General features: G+C 36.1%; 16 protein-coding genes and 1 pseudogene. 1 reads left to right on the top strand and 16 read right to left on the bottom strand.

From position 1 onward, the window contains the following. Positions 1-775: 775 nt before the first annotated feature. From BM278_RS10645 to BM278_RS10585, 15 genes and pseudogenes are all read right to left on the bottom strand, one after another. Complete coding sequence (locus BM278_RS10645) at positions 776-2,152, bottom strand: sugar phosphate nucleotidyltransferase (protein WP_090949586.1); 1,377 nt, start codon at positions 2,150-2,152, stop codon at positions 776-778. A 22-nt stretch (positions 2,153-2,174) separates the two neighbouring features. Further along, on the bottom strand, positions 2,175-3,296 hold the full coding sequence (locus BM278_RS10640; protein WP_090949584.1) for a glycosyltransferase family 4 protein: 1,122 nt from the start codon (positions 3,294-3,296) through the stop codon (positions 2,175-2,177). Next, positions 3,293-4,390, bottom strand: coding sequence for a glycosyltransferase family 4 protein (locus BM278_RS10635; protein ID WP_208601796.1), 1,098 nt, complete (start codon positions 4,388-4,390; stop codon positions 3,293-3,295). The genes BM278_RS10640 and BM278_RS10635 overlap by 4 nt, the downstream gene beginning before the upstream one ends. A gap of 154 nt (positions 4,391-4,544) precedes the next feature. Beyond that, positions 4,545-4,977, bottom strand: a pseudogene (locus tag BM278_RS19255) (ISNCY family transposase); the annotation flags it as partial. A 151-nt stretch (positions 4,978-5,128) separates the two neighbouring features. Next, positions 5,129-6,049: a glycosyltransferase family 2 protein gene (locus tag BM278_RS10625; protein WP_090949582.1), complete on the bottom strand. Its 921-nt coding sequence runs from the start codon at positions 6,047-6,049 to the stop codon at positions 5,129-5,131. Positions 6,050-6,064: 15 nt separating this feature from the next. Further along, entirely contained in the window at positions 6,065-6,910 is an 846-nt protein-coding gene (rfbD, locus tag BM278_RS10620; RefSeq protein ID WP_090949581.1) for a dTDP-4-dehydrorhamnose reductase, read from the bottom strand. After that, positions 6,907-7,920: a dTDP-glucose 4,6-dehydratase gene (gene rfbB / locus BM278_RS10615; protein ID WP_063210500.1), complete on the bottom strand. Its 1,014-nt coding sequence runs from the start codon at positions 7,918-7,920 to the stop codon at positions 6,907-6,909. Before rfbB ends, rfbD begins: the two co-directional genes overlap by 4 nt. Then, positions 7,917-8,480 carry a dTDP-4-dehydrorhamnose 3,5-epimerase gene (gene rfbC / locus BM278_RS10610; protein ID WP_090949579.1) on the bottom strand — a complete coding sequence of 188 codons (564 nt, stop codon included), beginning with the start codon at positions 8,478-8,480 and terminating at the stop codon, positions 7,917-7,919. Before rfbC ends, rfbB begins: the two co-directional genes overlap by 4 nt. A gap of 18 nt (positions 8,481-8,498) precedes the next feature. Next, positions 8,499-9,386 (bottom strand): glucose-1-phosphate thymidylyltransferase RfbA, encoded by an 888-nt coding sequence (gene rfbA / locus BM278_RS10605; protein WP_090949577.1) that lies wholly within the window; start codon positions 9,384-9,386, stop codon positions 8,499-8,501. A 176-nt stretch (positions 9,387-9,562) separates the two neighbouring features. Then, entirely contained in the window at positions 9,563-10,843 is a 1,281-nt protein-coding gene (locus BM278_RS10600; RefSeq protein WP_090949575.1) for a hypothetical protein, read from the bottom strand. Positions 10,844-11,261: 418 nt separating this feature from the next. Then, positions 11,262-11,753, bottom strand: a complete 492-nt coding sequence (locus BM278_RS19675; protein ID WP_208601795.1) for an IS630 family transposase — start codon at positions 11,751-11,753, stop codon at positions 11,262-11,264. Between the two features lie 63 nt (positions 11,754-11,816). Next, positions 11,817-11,873 carry a hypothetical protein gene (locus tag BM278_RS19670; protein WP_425272980.1) on the bottom strand — a complete coding sequence of 19 codons (57 nt, stop codon included), beginning with the start codon at positions 11,871-11,873 and terminating at the stop codon, positions 11,817-11,819. A gap of 60 nt (positions 11,874-11,933) precedes the next feature. Beyond that, positions 11,934-12,110: a helix-turn-helix domain-containing protein gene (locus tag BM278_RS19665; protein WP_425272978.1), complete on the bottom strand. Its 177-nt coding sequence runs from the start codon at positions 12,108-12,110 to the stop codon at positions 11,934-11,936. 553 nt (positions 12,111-12,663) lie between these two features. Further along, complete coding sequence (locus tag BM278_RS10590; protein ID WP_090949574.1) at positions 12,664-13,494, bottom strand: glycosyltransferase family 2 protein; 831 nt, start codon at positions 13,492-13,494, stop codon at positions 12,664-12,666. After that, complete coding sequence (locus BM278_RS10585) at positions 13,463-14,725, bottom strand: flippase (protein WP_090949572.1); 1,263 nt, start codon at positions 14,723-14,725, stop codon at positions 13,463-13,465. The genes BM278_RS10590 and BM278_RS10585 overlap by 32 nt, the downstream gene beginning before the upstream one ends. A 293-nt stretch (positions 14,726-15,018) precedes the next feature. On the opposite strand from BM278_RS10585, the gene BM278_RS19660 reads away from it, so the two are divergent. Then, positions 15,019-15,159: a helix-turn-helix domain-containing protein gene (locus BM278_RS19660; RefSeq protein WP_090949569.1), complete on the top strand. Its 141-nt coding sequence runs from the start codon at positions 15,019-15,021 to the stop codon at positions 15,157-15,159. 335 nt (positions 15,160-15,494) lie between these two features. On the opposite strand, the gene BM278_RS10575 is transcribed toward BM278_RS19660, so the two are convergent. Then, positions 15,495-16,349 (bottom strand): glycosyltransferase family 2 protein, encoded by an 855-nt coding sequence (locus BM278_RS10575; RefSeq protein ID WP_090949567.1) that lies wholly within the window; start codon positions 16,347-16,349, stop codon positions 15,495-15,497. Positions 16,350-16,359: the final 10 nt, after the last annotated feature.

The following is a 16,359-nucleotide window of genomic DNA, read 5'->3' as shown; positions in this document are numbered from 1 at the left end:
CGAAAAATGGATGTCAGGGCGCAAATACTTGGATATGTCCGAATATTGGCAGTGGCGGAAAACGAAAGAGCAAGAAGCTCGATCGGTGAATCAGGAAGTTTCGGAGATGAAAAGAGTAGGGTAACCCCTTCGCTGTGTCAAGGAGAACGTGGAATACCGGAGCGAAGCGAGGATATGCCGCGAAAGCTCCTTGACACGCCTGTTCCTTGACAACATGATCGTTTGTCCGGGAAGGCGACTGGCAGGGAGACTTGCCGGACTTGCCTACCATACGTCAAGTCATCAGGTCCATGTTGTCTATCAAAGGGGAATTTACACAATAATTAGGACTTGACCCTAGCTTCAGAGGCGTGGGTATTATCCGTTGTCCAATTCCTCCACCTTTTTAGCCATTTTATCGTTAATTTTGGATTATTTGATCTAATCTTCGACAAAGCTCAAGAGACAGGCACTGTGGTACCATAGCTCCTATTTTTTATAGACTTACAGATTTAGTTGACGAAGTTGAATTTGCTTAGAAATATGTTCCCCATTAATGATACCCAATCCTTCGAATTTCAATCTTTTCAAATTTCTCTCAGAATTAGACGCATTTTTTTGAAAAGTTGCAAACAGTATAAAAAAATCTTTGCTGTCTTTAAAATATTCTAATAAAAGCTCCATGAGCGCGCTTTGCTTGCTCTCCACCCGGCATGAAAATAGCCGCTCCAAGCGCGCATTTTCATAGAAAAAAAGACGCTGCTAGAAGAAACACATCCTTCCAGCAGCCAAACCATTATTTACTCACAGAGAAGCAATTTGCTTCTACTTCTTCCCACGTCATATAAATGCGAACAATATCTTCCTCAATTAACTGTGTTCCTGTTTGCACTTCGATAAATTCTAAATCAGTAATCGCTTTAATTCCATGCTTTGCACCAACAGGAATTTCAAGCACATCACCCGGCTTCACGCGACGAATTTCTCCGTTAAAAGCAAATTCTCCTTCACCTTTAATAATGGTCCACACTTCACTGCGATGATGATGCATTTGGTAGCTTAAATTTTTCCCTGCGGTAACACCGATTCGTTTTATTAATACTTCTCGTCCATCCTCAAACTTGGTATAATCTAATACCCGATACCAACCCCAGCGGCGTTCTTCGTACATTGGACGCTGATCAAAATTGTTCACTAACTCTTTAATTTTTGGGCTCTTCGCTTTGTCAGCGACTAAAACACCATCTGGACTTACTGCAACAACCGCATTAGATATCCCTAATACAGCTACAGGAATATCAAGTTCGTTAATGAGATGGGTATTTTCACAATCATCACTAATAACACCTTTACCAATTTGATTTGTTGCCATTTCCTCTGTTAACGTATTCCATGTACCAAGATCTTTCCAATAACCGTCATACGGCAACACAACAATATTTTCTGTCTTTTCTACGACCTCATAGTCAAAGCTGATTTTCGGTAACTTATCATACTGTTTTAATAACTCATCATATTGAATTGGAAGTCCTTTTTCTTTCAACAATGAAATAATATAGTCAAGTTTAAAAGCAAACACACCACAGTTCCAAAGTGCGCCTTGTTCAATTAATTCCGCTGCTCTTTCTTCGGTCGGCTTCTCTGTAAAATGGCTTACTCTTAAATAACCGCTATCACTAGATTTAGAAGCGGGAACAATATAACCGTACTTCGCAGATGGATACGTTGGCTCAACACCGATTAACGCCAAATCAGCCCCACTTGCAAGTACAGTTTCTTCTAGATCTTTGACTCGATGAAAAAAGCGATCCTCTACATAAGGATCGACAGGTAACACCGCAATGACTTCATCTAAACGAATTCCTTCTACGCTATACAAATAAACCGATGCTAGAGCGATCGCTGGAAACGTATCGCGCCGCATCGGTTCAATAATAATCGGTACATCTTGACCTAATTGACTTTGAATCATATCGACTTGGGATTTGCTTGTAGCAATCACAGCGGAATCAGCTAAGCCAACATTTCCCAACTGACCCCATACACGCTGAACCATCGACTGCAGTTCACCATTTTTGTTTTCTAACACTTTTAAAAATTGTTTCGAACGAGCATCATTTGATAAAGGCCAAAGGCGTTTGCCGGAACCACCGGAAAGTAATACAAGTTTCATTGAAAACCTCCTAATTTTTTAATTACATATGTTGAAGTTTGTTATTTACATAGTCTTGAAACTCTTTTCTAAATCTTTCTGGTGAAAAACGCAATGCATTTTCACGACAGTCTTGATATTGAATATCTCCCGAGATATTCTCAAACAACTGAATAGACTGAATTAATGATGCCACAGTCTGTTCTTTAAAAAATAAACCTGTTGGATTCTCAGCTTGTCCATATCCTCGAATTGTTTCTAATGCCCCACCTTTTCCATAGGCAATAACTGGCGTACCACAAGCTTGCGCCTCAACAGGTGTGATTCCGAAATCTTCTTCTGCGGCAAATACAAACGCTTTTGCCCGTTGCATATAGTCTCTTAAAACTTCAAAAGGCTGATATCCGAGCAACTCCACATTAGAAGCAGCCTTTGCCTTAATTTTATGAAAATCCGGTCCGTCACCTATAACCACTAATTTTTTATCTGGCATCTGTGAGAAAGCCTCAACGATTAAGTCGATTTTTTTATATGGAACCATTCGAGATGCTGTAAGATAAAAATCTTCTTTTTTATCGTGGAAAGTAAAAGCGGACACATCTACCGGCGGATAGATGACATCCGCTTCCCTTCGATACACTTTCCAAATTCTCCGAGCGATAAATTTTGAATTCGATACAAAATAGTCGACACCATTTGCCGTACGATAATCCCAATTTCTTATGTAGTGTAAGATCGTCTTTGCGATCCAGCCTTTCATTCCTCGGTCTAATCTCGCCTCTTTTAAATATTGATGCTGCAAATCCCATGCGTAGCGGATTGGCGAATGAACATAAGAAATATGCAGTTGGTCAGGACCGGTTATCACTCCCTTCGCGACTGCATGAGAACTAGAAATGACAATATCGTATTTTGATACATCCAATTGCTCAATAGCTAACGGCATAAAAGGAAGGTAGCTGCGATATTTTTTCCGAGCAAACGGTAACTTTTGAATAAAAGACGTGTGAACATTTTTATTTAAAATAAAATCCCTTTTGTCTTCGTCTATAAAATCTACTAGACTAAACAAATCGGCATCAGGGTAAACCATTAGCAACTGCTCCAATACTTTCTCAGCGCCTGCATAGGTGACTAGCCAGTCGTGAATGATTGCGACTTTCACTTTGCTAGCACCTCCTCAATCACCTTGATCGTTTCCTCTGCACATTTCTCCCACGAGAACATCTTAGCTCTTTCTAACCCTTTTCTCCGTAATTCCTCTCTTAATTTATCATCCGATAATAGCAATTTGATTTTTTCAGCAATATCCTCTGAACTATACGGATCAATATACAATGCGGCATCACCACAAACCTCTGGCAAAGAAGCTACATTTGAAACAATTACAGGACAGCCGCAAGCCATTGCCTCTAAAGGCGGGAGGCCGAAGCCTTCGTATAAAGATGGGAAAACTAAAGCATGGGCATTTGCAATATACCGCTTTAATGTTTCATTATCAACAAATCCTGTAAACTTAATCCTATCTCCTAGTCTTTCAGCATATTTAATAACTTCTTGATCACCAGTAATAAAACCTTCTTTTTTACCTATAATAACTAAATTGTGAGGAATTTCGTTTTTGATTTTTTCAAAAGCTTTTACTAGAGAGATTAAATTTTTATGCGGTTTAACATTGCCTACATAGACAATATAAGATTTTGAATTATTTAAATCTGTATCTTCATCTCTAAATTCTCTCCAAAAATTATTTACCCCGTTATATATCGTATAAATATTATCTTGATTTTTATTAACAAATTTTAGAAATTCATTTTTTGTAAAATAGGATACTGAAATAATAGCATCCGCCTTTTTGCTAACAGCCTTGAACATTAATTTAGCATATAGCCTTTTGTGGAATCCATCTACAAATTCAGGTTTAGCAAGATGAAATACATCGTGTACTGTTACGAGTATTTTTCCTTTATAGAAAACAGGAATTATATAATGAGGGGACCAAAACAGCACACTATCTTTAGGAATTTTAGATACTAAATGCTGTTGCTCAGATAAAGAATATATCTTTGACTGTAAATTAATAATAGAAACATTAGATTTTTGAGTCCATTCATAATTAAGCAGTATATTTGGGTCACCTAGTAAATAAAAATGATAATTATCTAAGCTATTAATGATATTAGGTAATATATTTTGGATATATACTCCTATACCTGATGCATCTATCATTCTTACGTCTATCGCTATCTTATTTTTCATTATATATATGCACTCTTTCTTGTTTTTTGGTATTAGAGGGTGTTGCAAAACTAGAGTAAAAACTCGAAGTTATGCATAAGGATACAACATAACACATGCAGTACATATCGATGAAACCCATACCATCGCGGCTGTTCCACCCCGTCACTCTTGCAGTGGTGCAGAGATGGAGCTTATATCCTTTAAACCAGTGGTATCGGGTGGACACTCCCCACTTTGCTTGCGAATCGTAAAGACTGCTTCGAAGGGCCGTGCTGTCGATCAGCACGATTTGGTTTGGGGATACCGTACTTCTAAATCTTTGAGCAGTTGTGCATGAAAAACAGGAAATCCCTGTTCCCGGAACCACTTCGCCGCGCGGGAAAACGTAGAAAGAGGAGGAACTTCACTAAGCCCGCTGAAAACAGCGAAAATGCTACAGGACGCGCACTAATTTTCGCAAGGAACGAATGGGAAAAATAGGTTTTCAAAAAGAAACATTTCAACAACGATTTTTTCGACACTGGCGGCCTTTCTGTCACATACGGTGTTTCTGGCAACGATAGAGAGCCAATATATCGAAATAAGGATACTAAAAGTGGATCGATTTCATAAGACTATGCATGTTCACTGTTCCAATTGGAAATCATGATAGTATCCACCCCTTGGTTTTTTAGTCACTGTATATGATTTCCAAGGTGGTGGATTTTTTATATGCATTTATGCATTCGTTATGCGTTTTGCAACACGTTCTAAAAACTAAAAAACCGACAATAACCCTTTCCCAATAAAACCTATTCTCTCTATTTTCCGATCCTGATTCATAATAAATATTTTTAATAACTTCTTTAATGCCTTATAGTATGCATAACAGAAAGCTGTAAGAACTTTCAACCTCTCTTTTTGAGTACGCTTCACAAGCCAATATCCATTCCGAATATCATAAAAGGCTACAATTGGAGATAGATTTTTTTCTCCACCTGAGGACGCTGACACTTTATGATATATGACAGATTGAGGAATATATTTAATTTTCCATCCATGTAGCTTAGCTCGAACGTTCCAATCTGTTTCTTCATAATATAAAAAATAATCCTCATGCATATACCCTACAGTTTCCAATAACTCTCGTCTAAAAAACAAACTGCATCCTGTTATATAATCCACTTCTTTTACTTGATCATACTGCCCTATATCCTCTTCTTTAATTCCTATATGTTTTGTCGTACCAGTCCACGTATTCACCTTCCCGCCCGCAAACCAAATCTTATTCGTACCATAATAGTAAATCTTTGAGCCAACAATCCCTACCTGTTTATCTTTTTCTAAAACTTCCACTAATGGAGTTAAAGCATTTGGATCTACTACCGTATCATTATTTAACATCCAGAAATATTGATATCCTTGATTATAGGCTTCTCTGATTGCAATGTTGTTCCCACCAGCAAAACCTAGATTTGCTCCAGTTTGAATAAATGTAATTTGTATATTAAACTTGCCTTCATTATAATCTTGTTGTAGTTTGTCAAACGAATCATCCTGCGATGCATTGTCTACTAAAAATACATGAAAATAAGGATACGTTAAATGTTCTAGCGATTTTAAACATTCAAACGTATCATCATAAGCATTCCAGTTTAAAATAATAATCGCTACGTCTTTATCAATTACTTGTTTCAAATGTTCATCACTACCTTATAGTTTAATTTGTATTATAAACTCTTTCAACGCTTCTCTCCATTCCCTCATTTCACTAAACCCATTTAACTTTAATGCCATATGCTTAAACACAGAATAAGCTGGTCTTGGTGCTGGTCTTGGGAAGTCTTTTGTTGTACAAGGATTTACCTTAATTTCTATCCCCGCTTCCTCAAAAATTGCTTTCGCAAATTCGTACCAAGAACAATGTCCAGAATTGGAAACATGGTAAACTCCGTATTTTTCCGTTTGAATCAGCTCCAAAATACAATTCGCTAAATCAACTGCATACGTCGGACAACCGACTTGGTCATGGACGACCATTAACTCATCTCGTTCTTGGGCCAACTTTAACATTGTTTTAACGAAATTATTTCCATGCTTTCCATACACCCAAGAAGTTCTGACGATAAAAAACTTGGAATGTAAATCGCGAACAAACCGTTCCCCTGCTAATTTACTTTTACCGTATACACTAAGTGGATTTGTTGGAGCAAACTCGTTATATGGTACATTCGCTGTTCCATCAAAGACATAATCGGTACTGATATAGACAAGTTTAGCTTCCACTGCTTCCGATGCGACAGCAACATTTCTTGTTCCGTAGGCATTAACTAAAAACGCTTGATCCGGCTCAGATTCTGCTAAATCAACTTTTGTATACGCTGCGGCATGAATGACAACATCAGGGTTAAATTCGCTAATGACCTGTTTTACTTGGTCAAAGTTTGTTATATCTAACTCTTCTCGTCCATAACCATAAACTTCATACCCTCTATCAGCGAGTAAATGGACTAAATCTGTGCCAAGCTGACCCTTTGCACCTGTTACAACCACTTTCATAGCTTGTCACCATACTGCTTTTGATAGTAGTTCATATATTCGCCCGATTTAATATTTTTCCACCATTCTTGGTTGTCGATATACCATTGGATCGTTTCTACGATGCCCTTTTCAAAGGTATATTGTGGCTTCCAACCAAGCTCAGTCATAATTTTCGTTGGATCAATCGCATAACGACGATCATGCCCTGGACGATCGGCAACATATTTAATTAAATCTTTCGAAACCCCGAGTTTTTCAACGATTAGATGCACAATTTCATTATTGGTCCGTTCATTATGTCCGCCTATATTGTATACTTCCCCCGGTCTTCCTTTATGAATGACTAAATCAATCGCCGCGCAATGGTCTTTCACATGCAGCCAGTCGCGAATATTTTGGCCGTCACCGTAAATCGGAAGTTCTTTCCCTTCCAGCGCATTCGTGATCATTAACGGAATGAGTTTTTCAGGGAAGTGATATGGTCCATAGTTATTGGAACATCTCGTAATGTTCACATTGAGACCGTACGTTTCATGATACGCTCTTACAAGTAGGTCTCCACCAGCCTTACTTGCCGAATAAGGGCTATTTGGCGCCAATGGCGTCTCTTCTGTAAAATATCCCGTTTCTCCAAGTGTACCATACACTTCATCCGTTGAAATTTGCACATATTTCTTAATATGGTTGGCTTTCGCCACATCTAATAACGCTTGCGTGCCTAATACATTTGTTTTTACGAAAATATCAGGATCTGTAATACTGCGGTCTACATGCGATTCCGCCGCAAAGTTCACAATAACGTCAATCTCGTGCGTTTTAACAAGATAATCCACTAGCTCACGGTTATTGATATCACCTTTCACAAATGTATAGTTAGGATGATTTTCGACATCCTTTAAGTTTTCAAGATTACCAGCATAGGTTAATAAATCATAATTGACTACTTTATAATTTGGATATTTCTCAAGCATGTAACGAACAAAATTACTGCCAATAAAACCTGCTCCGCCTGTAACTAAAAGATTCATGACTGTCTCTCCCATTCAAAGTTGATTTCGGCATCTGCTAATAGTGGATGTTTTGTATCTTTGTCAGAAAGAATTGGATTGGCTGTCGGCCAGTCAATCCCTAACGCCGGATCATTCCAAAGAATCCCGCGATCATGTTCCGGAGAATAGTATTCATCCACTTTATACTGCACTTCCGTATTTTCCACCAACGTACAAAAACCGTGCGCAAACCCTTTCGGCACAAGCAATTGCCGTTTATTCTCCGCGCTTAAAATGAACCCTTGCCATTTGCCAAACGTCGGCGAACCTTTGCGGATATCAACGATAACATCATAAATGGCGCCTCTAGTGACTCGGACGAGTTTCGTTTGCGCTTTCGGGTTTAACTGATAATGAAGCCCGCGGATCGTTCCCGCTTGTTGCGACAACGAATGATTATCTTGAACAAAATCGAAATCAAGCCCGTATTCCACAAAAAGCTTTTTATTGTAGCTTTCCATAAAAAAGCCGCGGTGGTCGCCGAATACTTTCGGTTCAATCAACAACACACCGGGCAGTGAAGTCTCGATCACTTTCATAACAAGCACCCCGCCATTTTATAAATAGATTGGTTTCTTCTTCTGATTCGCGATATCTATTAAATATTGGCCGTACTGGTTCTTCTTTAACGGCTCCGCTAACTTTAACAATTGTTCCCGCGTAATATATCCTTTTACATAAGCGATTTCCTCAAGGCAAGCAACCTTTAAGCTTTGGCGTTTCTCGATTGTTTCGATAAATTGCGAAGCTTCAAGCAATGACTCATGTGTTCCTGAATCTAACCAAGAAAAACCACGACCTAAAATTTCAACATGCAATTCGCCAAGTTCCAAATATTTTTTATTCACATCCGTAATCTCTAATTCCCCACGTGCAGAAGGTTTAATGCTTTTAGCAATTTCAATAACACGATTATCATAAAAATATAACCCAGTTACCGCGTAATTGGACTTAGGATTTTGCGGTTTCTCTTCAATAGAAATTACTTTCCCATTCTCATCAAACTCCACAACACCAAAACGTTCAGGATCCTTGACATAATAGCCGAAAATCGTTGCCCCAGTTTTGCGCTCAACCGCTCTCTGCAACAACTGTGTCAAACCGTGACCGTAGAAAAGATTGTCACCTAAAATAAGCGCAACATTATCATCACCGATAAACTCTTCACCAATAATAAATGCCTGTGCCAAACCGTCTGGAGAAGGTTGCACGGCATAGGATAATGAGATTCCTAAGTTTGATCCATCTCCTAGCAATTCTTGAAAACGCGGCGTATCACTTGGAGTAGAGATAATCAAAATATCACGGATACCAGCTAACATTAAAACAGATAGTGGATAATAAATCATAGGTTTATCATAGATAGGCAATAACTGTTTAGATACAGCCTTTGTTAAAGGATAAAGGCGAGTACCACTGCCGCCTGCTAAGATAATACCTTTCAAATGAAATTCACATCCTTTTCTAAGTTATGGAGCAAAATTTTACATAAATAAACATAAGAAATCCGGTACGATTTTAAATCATATTTGCTTTTGCCTAACCGTAAAATTAGGTAGAAAACAAATAAAATTCCCTTAAAAATTAGAACGCTCATACAATAATTAGATTTTATTTACTATTATATTTTTATATTGTTAATACCGGTGGTGCTAGATAAAGATCGTTGAACATTAATTATACTGACATCAGTGTTTTTATTACAAAAGTAGAGATAATCAACCAATGCTAATAAAATAGGAAAACCTATAATTCTTTGAGGATCCATTATTATTAATGTCCACAAAGAAAAAACTACAAATAATAAAAGGGAAAGTATTTCGTAATTATCATTTATTGACTTTTTTTGTACAGATAAAATAATAATCCTAGTTACTCTCCCTAACATTAATATGAACCAAACCAAACCAATTAAGCCAAATGTATTCATAAATCCTATTATTCCGACATCGTCTCTGTAATAATTATCATAAGGTCCTCGTAGAATCATATCTGTAAAACTTGAAGCGTTGTAAGGAATAAAACTCATGCCGAACAACATGTTCTCACTAAATTGCTTTAGATAAAATGCAATTTCTGCTTGCCTTATTGTATATGAATTATCGTCGGTAGAAAAAGAACTTTTATATTCGCTAAAGAGAGAAGTATTTTGTACAATTCCAATTATAATAAGTAAAAAAAGTATAAATAAGTATAATCTCCCTATTCGTTTTATATTCTTTACCAAGTAAACTAAAACACAAGTTAAGATTATACATAAGAGTACCATTCTAGTTTTTTGTACAAAAATAGCTTCAAGCAATCCTATTATAAAAGTTAAATAAGGTAATACCCTAAACTTAAAATTCTTGTTTATTAAACTACCGAATGCTATTACTATCCCAATATTGATAAGTCCTTCACCTTCATAGATTCTTAATGACGAAAATCTAAAGCCATATCTCATTATATTAAGAAATAACCCATATTTCGGATATAAAAAGTATTGTAAAAGCATCACTATCGAACATATCAAAGAAAACAACATAACAATATTAACAAATTTATTTTTATCTTTCTTTCTAATATAAAAACTAAAAATATAATAAGCCATAATTATAAAAATGTATTTAGCTACCGCAAAAACACTTATAATACTTAGGCTGTATCTATAGACGCTAATTACTATCTCTACAAAGCTATATATTATAAAAAATAAAATAAACTTATTAAAAATAAATTTTTTCTCTTTTGAAAAAAAACATTTAATTAATAGTAATACACAAGTTATTAATGTTACACAGCTTAATAAAACCTTTAAAGCATTGTTCGTAGTTAAGTAAAAAAGATCTGCTTCTAACAAAAAAATACCAAACACTGATAAAATAGCAATTAATTTATAAAGATTAATCTTTTTCTTCAATGTTTTCCCTACTCTCCCCTATAAGAAGTGAATTTTTCTTATTTTCAAAATAAACACCTTTTTTATAAATAACTTAGCTGTTCGGTAATAATTCGGAAACAAAGATAACTTGTTCAACCAATAAACTTTAATGAAGAGGAGGGGGTGAGTTCTGCCATCCCACTTTTCCCAAAACTTTTACATTGTTTTTAATCAAAATAATAATCATTAACCCCTTTACTTTATAGTATTAGATTGGCTATCACTCATAAAATGCTAAACGAGATTAAGAAAGGTAATTGATACTTATCTAATAGTTAGTCCGTTCATTTTCCTCTATATATGTTACTATATAAATGTACCTTGAAAAGTTAACCATTGCATCACGCTACACACCCCAAGCGTCGAAGCACGTCTTTGGGGCGTTGGTCAATATAATTCATAAACCGGGCAATGGCCCCGTCAATATCCATTTGGTCTTTGTGAAACACATTCGCAATGACCGATCTTTGAGCCATTTCCACAAGCGTTCGATGGGATTCAGCTGTGGGGAATAAGGAGGTAAAAAGATCAAGTGAAACGATTCCCCTTCTTGGCGCAAGAAATCTCTCACCATTTTGGCATGGTGGATGCGAGCATTGTCAAGCCTGAGCACGATCAGCTTGTCTGAATAACGGCTCTTCGAGATCTTTAAAAAACCCAAAAACGTCGTGGCATTCGCGGCGGCCGCTCGATGAAGAACGGTGTCCCCATCGAGAAGATTCACCACCTCAAATACAGAAACGTGGGCATGGTGGCCATACATGGGCACCTGTTTTTGCCGGCCGATTTCCGACCAAGTAGCCCGCAGGATTTGATACGATCGGACGTGGGGCTCATCGGCATACAAAAGAACCGTATCGGGATTGATCAATTTTTTTATGAGCTCCATTTGTTTCTCAAACGCCTGCTGTTGTTCGGCATAGCCTTTCGCCAGGGTATAGGTGGGCCGAGTTCAAGAGAGTCTCATTCGATGTAAAAGTTTACGAATACCTTCCCGGGACATGGTCACCCCGTAGCGCTCGCGAATGTAAGACTGAATGATCCGAGTGTTCCAAGAAGAAGCGATATCTCAACCGAGTTCGGCCGAGGTGCGGGGCAAGATGGTCTGTTTCAGTTCCTGTTGCTGTTCCGGCGTCAAAGACGGCTCCCGGCCCGGCGGACGTTTCCGATCGAGCAGGAGATCGAGTCCTCCTTCGTTGAATAAGGATACATAAAACGCTACGCTTTGGCGGCACAGATTGAGCATGGAAGCGACCTCTTTGCAGATACCTTTCCATGACGAGGCGAACGGCCATGACGCGTTGACGAAGGGAAACATTTTTGATTTTTCGCTCTTCCTTACGAAGCTTTCGTGGCGTCCATTCATGGTCGTTGGTGATTTTCAATTGTTTCATTCCGTTTCCGCTCCTTTTCTTAGTGAAATACCTAGGAGCAGTATAACTAGGTGTTTTTTGCAAGGAAAAAGTGCAGAGTATTGCAGTATATAAATTCGTTTATATTGCATAAAAATTCAATCTGAATTCTCGCTATTGAGGGCTTGACATGGAGCCTCTGCAGCCATGATTCTTTTGCCAAGCGGCCAGCTGTAACAGATTTGGCAAACCCAAACAGGTTATCATGACTGCCCCTCCATGTAAAGCCCCTCTGCATAACCATTTGCATAAAAATTTTGCACATCTCTGCACTTTAATTTTGCAATAAACAACTAGGGTGGAAGCCACTTATACGGACGTTAACGTTTCGATGTACATCTATATAAATAAATCCCCCTGCATCACAATGCATCATTAAAATATTCTTTATGCTTTTACCTTTTGAAATACTTTTCTCAAAGAAATTCCTAATAAAATCGATAGTTTAGCTAAAGTAGAAATTGGGAACTTGTAATGCTTATAACAATACTTTATTCTATTCTCATGTAAATTTTTATTGTTAACCCATGCAACTCCCCCTTGGGATCCACCCCCAAAATGAATTATTGCATGGCGAGGGTCATAAATAATCCGATATCCTGCTTTCCTCACTCGCGCACATAAATCAATATCCTCTGCATTAAAATAATAATCTTCGTCGAACATACCTATATCCATAAATAGGCTTTTTTTAATAATCATAAATGCACCAATGACTGATTCTACTTCTGCTACATCATTAAACTGTTTTTTATAATGATTTGTTAATTTGCCGAACAAATATTCACTTACAATATCAATAAAACGCGGCAACTTAGCATATGAAATTTGTAGTGTTCTATCTTCATTTAAGAGTTTACATGCCGAAAGACCAATTGTGTTATCATTCTCCATTTTATTAATCAAACCTACAATAGCTTCCTTTTCTAGAATTAGTGTATCGCTATTAAGGAACAATAAATATTTTCCCTTAGCTAGTTTTGCTAACTCATTATTTCCACGTGAAAAGCCTAAATTTTCTGCATTAGAAACAACTAATATATTTTTATATTCACTATATTTGCTGCTTAAATATTCATAAGAGCCATCATCACTACAATTATCAGCAATTAACACCTCATAGGTTATGCTCCCATCTAAATGCTTTATTACACTATCAACACATTGAGAAGTTAAAAAAGGCGTTTTATAGTTTAATATAATTATGCTTAATTGCACACTTCCACCTCATTTTTAAATAAACATATATTGCCATTAAAGTAATAAACAACTCAATAATCACATATAAACATACTAGCGATGTTAAATTACCATTTCTCAATACAATCGGACCTGAGATTACATTAAGCAATCCTGCAGCAAAATATATATACATGCTGTACTTAATAATTCCTTCATTTAACATTAAAATATTTATAAAAATATAAGCAACCGTAGTAATAAGCGGCAATAAAGACATTAATTTCACATATTTAATCGTTTCTTTAGATACATCACCAAAAACCAGATTGACTGCTGGTTCTATAAACAATAGAATCCCTACAGTAATCAACAGATTAAATAATATAAGGAAAAAAGTTACCTTATATGTTAATTTTCTTCCTTCCTCTACAGATTTGTTAAAAACTGTGGACAAATAAGGAAGGAAAGCCTGCAATATTGGTTGTGTTAATGAAGTAAAAACTTGAATTAATTTTAATGAGATAGAAAATATCCCTACTTCTCTCGGCCCCAAAAATAAACCGATGATTATAGTATTATATGATGTATAAGATATAATTGAAATCCCAGACAAAAATATAGAAAATCCCTTTTTCAATTGGTCGATAATCATTTGCGGTTTAATCAATTTAAATTTAAAAATTCTCTTTGTAACCCAGAAGCTTATAATACCAGGTACTAGTGATCCAAAAGATTGTATTAATGCAGCTATCAAGTAATCGGATTGTTCATTTACAAAAATAAAAATTCCTAAAACGGACAGGGTACGCGCAACCAAATTAAATATTGTGATATACCTCATTTTTTCTATTCCTTGAAAAAACCAAATTGGAAATAAAACATTTCCTAATACTGTTATATAAGTAACAAGGTAAACAGGCCACTCTATTCGCACCTTTTCGATTGAACAAATAATTATTACCATTATAATAAATCCAAGAACCATAATAAAAAACTTTGTAAATATCACTGTACTAAAAATTTCCGATACTTTTTTCGGATTATCCCTATTAACAGCTATTTCACGTGTTGCAGTGATGTTAAAACCGTAATCACTACATACAATAAAATATCCAATAAAGGCTGAGGCAGCTGAAATAATTCCATAACTTTCTTCTCCGATTACGCGAACTAAATAAGGGAAAATAATAAGAGGAATTATATAATTGCTTCCCTGTAAAATTAATAAGGAAATAATATTTTCAATTAATTTTTTTTTATTCGTCATCCATCTGTCACAACCAATCGTTTTTTAAATCTTAAGATTGTAGATAATTTCGTTATACTCATTTCATCCATACATTGACCAAAGTCGATGAATAGAAACAACAAACCTTTCTACTACAAATGAACATGATAAAAAAACATCTATATAAGTTGAAATTTTGTTTTACATCCAACTGATTCCCCGCCATGCTACACCGTATCAGCTCGTATCGAGATGAAAACGGAAACGAAAAATTCGGAAATTCTTTATTGCAACTTATATAATATGTATTAGAAGAAAAATTTCATGTATCCATGACTCGGTTTGGCATCACAAAAATGCTTCATCGTTGGGGATTGAGTTATACATGCCCAACGTATGAAGCGTGCGGACCTTCGAAAACAACAAAAATTTCAAGAAAAAGCCAAGGATTAAAAAACGTCTCTAAAGAATGAAAGATTGAAATTTCCCTTGAAGATGCCGCCTATGACAGTGAAAAAGTCCGTCGAATAACAGAACAAACCAACAACTTTTTTCCGTTTTCCTTCATCCTCGAAATAGTGAAGATAGAAGAGATGGCTATAGTCGAGTGATGCCTCTATTTCTAAAAACACAATTTGGAAATAGTTGTTTCGTCTCTACAACTCGATTGAACAGACATTTAACCGCTTAAAGAATAATGGTTTAGAACTTCTACGTTGTTATCAGCGCTATTTACTACATGTACGATTATACATTCTTATGCAGAATTTTGAGTTTTTGCTCTAGCTTACAACACCATCATTAATATCTAAACTTTTGTATTTTTATATTTTTCTATTTCTCTATTTGCTATTATATCATACTGTCTTAATACTTCTTCTCTAACCTCTTTGCAGGAATATTTTTCAATTAAATAATGCTTTAAAGAAGCACTTAATCTGTAAGTTACCATAAGCATTGAAAGAGCAAAGCCTTGAAATCCATCCGCATAGCCTTTTCTCCTGATAAATCGATTAATGAACTCTTTAAGTATAATTATAAGAAGTTTCGTCACACTAAATTTTTCACCTGCATCAACAGCGTTTTTGGCTTCAATCGTTGTATATCTGTTTAACTTCTCTAAAAAATGTTCAACATCAATATAGTTAAAATGGATAAATCCCAACGATTCATCTTTTAATTTGTAGACACGCGCTGACGGATCGAGATTTGAAAAATTATGGATTCTAGTTCCATAGTTCATAAACTTTTTCTTGAAAAAACGTATATGCATATCCTGTAATGGTCCCCATCCGGTTCCTTTCATTTTGTATCCAAAAAAATAGTTGATGCTGGGGATTAAAACTGCATCATACTTACCTGATTCAGCAATTTCAATAAGCTTGTTCCTTAACCTAATCGGAACTATTTCATCTGCATCAACAACTAGCACCCATTCATTAGAAGCTTTTTCAAGAGCAAATTGTCTTGCAGGATCAGCATATCCCATACGTTCATACATATAAATTTTGTCTGTATACTCTCGTGCAATCTCCACCGTCCTGTCATCGCTATACATATCCACAATAATAATCTCATCTGCCCATTTGACAGATTCTAAACAGTTGCGAATGTTTTTTTCTTCATTAAATGTATTAATTAAAACCGAAATATTAGTATTCATTATGTCTCCC

Origin of the sequence: Parageobacillus thermantarcticus (assembly GCF_900111865.1) — a bacterium.
In the GTDB taxonomy this organism is placed as follows: Bacteria; Bacillota; Bacilli; order Bacillales; family Anoxybacillaceae; genus Parageobacillus; species Parageobacillus thermantarcticus.
Note: the sequence above shows the minus strand (reverse complement) of the source record. Positions and strands in the feature narration are given on the sequence as shown.

Bases quoted from the DNA above. Each gene is read 5' to 3' on its own strand.
- BM278_RS10645 (WP_090949586.1), bottom strand. From the start codon at position 2,152: ATGAAACTTGTATTACTTTCCGGTGGTTCCGGCAAACGCCTTTGGCCT.
- BM278_RS10635 (WP_208601796.1), bottom strand. From the start codon at position 4,390: ATGAAAAATAAGATAGCGATAGACGTAAGAATGATAGATGCATCAGGT.
- rfbD (WP_090949581.1), bottom strand. From the start codon at position 6,910: ATGAAAGTGGTTGTAACAGGTGCAAAGGGTCAGCTTGGCACAGATTTA.
- rfbB (WP_063210500.1), bottom strand. From the start codon at position 7,920: ATGAATCTTTTAGTTACAGGCGGAGCAGGTTTTATTGGCAGTAATTTT.
- rfbC (WP_090949579.1), bottom strand. From the start codon at position 8,480: ATGAAAGTGATCGAGACTTCACTGCCCGGTGTGTTGTTGATTGAACCG.
- BM278_RS19675 (WP_208601795.1), bottom strand. From the start codon at position 11,753: ATGGAGCTCATAAAAAAATTGATCAATCCCGATACGGTTCTTTTGTAT.
- BM278_RS19665 (WP_425272978.1), bottom strand. From the start codon at position 12,110: ATGCTCAATCTGTGCCGCCAAAGCGTAGCGTTTTATGTATCCTTATTC.
- BM278_RS10585 (WP_090949572.1), bottom strand. From the start codon at position 14,725: ATGACGAATAAAAAAAAATTAATTGAAAATATTATTTCCTTATTAATT.
- BM278_RS19660 (WP_090949569.1), top strand. From the start codon at position 15,019: ATGACTCGGTTTGGCATCACAAAAATGCTTCATCGTTGGGGATTGAGT.
- BM278_RS10575 (WP_090949567.1), bottom strand. From the start codon at position 16,349: ATGAATACTAATATTTCGGTTTTAATTAATACATTTAATGAAGAAAAA.